Source organism: Streptomyces sp. NPDC002055, from assembly GCF_040296705.1.
Taxonomy (GTDB): domain Bacteria; phylum Actinomycetota; class Actinomycetes; order Streptomycetales; family Streptomycetaceae; genus Streptomyces.
Genome location: NZ_JBEOXS010000138.1, coordinates 1 through 2,696 on the forward strand (window position 1 = coordinate 1; position 2,696 = coordinate 2,696).

Consider the following 2,696-nt stretch of genomic DNA (forward strand, 5'->3'; position numbering starts at 1 on the left):
CTGCCGCTGCCCAAGGCGGTGGCCGTGGTGGCGGGACCGGTGTAGCCGCTCCCACTCCCCCGGACCGGGGCCGACGCGGCACGGTCCGGGGCGACTTTTTCAGAAGAACCGTCTTTTTTTATAAAACGAATTTTCCCTTGGTCAAGTTCAATAATGAAGTCATGATGAACTGAACGAATCTTGACCCCTTGAAGCGTCCCTGCATTTATAAAATCTGCATTAAAAATGCCATCAATTGTCCATGCCGTTTTAAAATTATCAAGGTTAAAGTTTCCATCAATAAAACCGATTCCTTCTGAGTTAGCTACAAGAAAATGATCAGATTCTTCAATGCTAGGACCATTCATCCAAACCATTTGAAACGGTTCTCTACTTTCTCCTTTACCTAAATCAGAGGGGTTCATCATCATAATCGACCCACCCTTAGCACCTCGAATGATATCAGATTGATACTTTCCAATTTCTGTGGAGTCATACCAAGTCATTTTGTTGTTATCAAGGTCAGAGATATTGCTTTGAACTTGTGACAGTTGTCGATTAATTGAGTTTCCGCTTAAATTATCTCCTAGACTAGCTTGTACTCGACCATTAACATAATCAGTAACCACTTTAAAGACTCTTGTCTGATAGTGATAATTTCGGTTCCCTCTGTGGATTGAAACAGTATTTCCAATTGAATCACTACCCAATATCTCAGTACTAAACTGAACGAGTGGCCGGCAGTAATAAGCTAGTTGGTCATAAGTCTTTTGTAAAAGTTCGCTTGCACCTTCCACATCATCAAAGACAACAACCGTTTTACGTGGTAACATTTTTCCATTTGATGGAATACCATATTCTTTCGTCATTTCTGGATATTCAATCCAATTTTGACCTTTAGGTTTATCAAGGGGCTTTCCATTAGACTTTTTCCATTCAACATCTGAAAATTCAATTCTTCGCCCATAACCGTCCCCAACTTCTTCACCCTTCCCACGTCCAATTAGGGCAGTGACAATATTTGTGCGGTCTTGTTGGTGAACAATTTTCAGAACTTCCTCACCATATTCAAATCGTTTATTGGTTATTTTTCCAATTTGGTTATAGCAGTTAATGATTTTTTTAGTAATCTTATTTCCTGTAATTTCAATTGAAAAGGTAAACTCTGCACCTAACTCTTGTAGAGCTTTTAGAGCTTCACGCATGGAAGTATAGTAGAAGGTGCTGGAAACTGTTTTAATTGGTTCACAGATACCCAATACCCAGTCACAACCTGAATCAGATAAAAGCTGATTAATCACATAAGAAAAAGACCTATTTTTAGGTCTTATATCTTTAATGATAAAATTGTCCAGTTCGTCGACTGCAAAATTTATCGCTTCAAATGAAAGCAGATTATCTTCGTCTTTTGCGGTTAAAATTCGATATAAAGAAAATTCTTGTTCTTTCGTATCATTAACTGCAATATAGCTGGCATCTTTAATTGTTTCATCAAAAGGTAAAGAAACTGAAAGTGTGTCATTCATTAGTTCAGAAGCGTTAGTTGTGATTTCTTTTGTCTGAACACATTCTATGAATTCATCGGAATCATAACTTTTGATAACTTGTTGCATCTTATCTAAAAGTAAGATATTACTCACTAAAGCACCGCCTTTCTATATTGAATCGTTAACTCATAGTTTGAACTTGAAAAATCTGTTCCAGTTGTCAATCTGATATTTTTAAAATCAGAGTCAAGGTCTAAGAGGTTGTTATTTACTTTTCCATTAATAAAAGTATTGCCAGATTGAAAATCAAATTCCAATAGGTCGCCTTTTTTAGCCTGTGATGATTTCAAGCGATAATTTCCATCAGTCGCAAGTAATCCCCCTGTCAGTAATTTAAATGACAACCTATCTGGTTTAACTGGATAGGGCAAAACTTCAATGACTTTATTTTTTACAATTTGAATTTTTCCGTGTTTAAATGGATCGCTACAAAGGACAGTAAAACTTGAAATAATCGAATTAGTATCTCCAGCCACATTGTCTGCAGTCTGGAAACGACCATAAAAAGTATATTCCAGATTATCATTAAAAATAATAGGGACATCTTCTTGACGAATCAAGAATGCTTTTAAAGTATCAAACTTTTCTTGTAATACTCGAGGGTCATTATCCTCCAACTTATATTTTATCGTCAGCTCCCGAGGAGGATATTTAACATTGGTAATCACTCCTCCCACTTGCATTTCTTTTGACTCAAAGCTGAGAGAATACATTTCTCGACCCTCAACAGTTAACGTCTGATAACCTTCTATGAGTTCCTCTAACCAGATCCCATCATAATTCATGGCACTGGTTGGAATAAAAGGAAGGTTGCGATAATGTTCCTGTTTTGTCGTATCTCTAAACTTGTACATTTCTACCTCCCGACTAGAATTTATTCATCATGACGCTTTGCAATCCTTGAACGCCTGAAATATCATCAACAAAAGCTTTATATTCTTGGCTTCCGAGTTTTAAGATTACATAAGCTGGTTGTTTTTCTTGGTTAAGATTCACATCATGAGAAACTTGACTACTGATTGAGCGATTAGCAGCCGCAACATTTGCCCCAATATCCACAGAATAGTCAGAATTAATTGCATTAGCAATCATGTCGCCCATTCCTGAAATATTAGATTGAACGTTACGGAAGCCTCCAGTTAAACCAGAATTCAAACCATTCATAATGGC

Annotated in this window: 3 protein-coding genes; all 3 read right to left on the bottom strand. The window is 37.0% G+C overall.

Annotation, left to right across the window (positions count from 1 at the left end):
- Positions 1 to 1,619 (bottom strand): phage tail protein (locus tag ABT112_RS34950; RefSeq protein WP_351515810.1); only part of this gene is annotated, 1,619 nt, incomplete at its 3' end.
- Positions 1,619 to 2,380 carry a distal tail protein Dit gene (locus tag ABT112_RS34955; protein ID WP_312258002.1) on the bottom strand — a complete coding sequence of 254 codons (762 nt, stop codon included), beginning with the start codon at positions 2,378 to 2,380 and terminating at the stop codon, positions 1,619 to 1,621. The genes ABT112_RS34950 and ABT112_RS34955, both read right to left, overlap by 1 nt.
- Positions 2,381 to 2,393: 13 nt before the next feature.
- A partial coding sequence (locus tag ABT112_RS34960; RefSeq protein WP_502975533.1) for a hypothetical protein occupies positions 2,394 to 2,696 on the bottom strand: 303 nt, incomplete at its 5' end.

Coding starts and splice junctions, on each gene's coding strand:
- ABT112_RS34955 (WP_312258002.1), bottom strand. CDS start 2,380: ATGTACAAGTTTAGAGATACGACAAAACAGGAACATTATCGCAACCTT.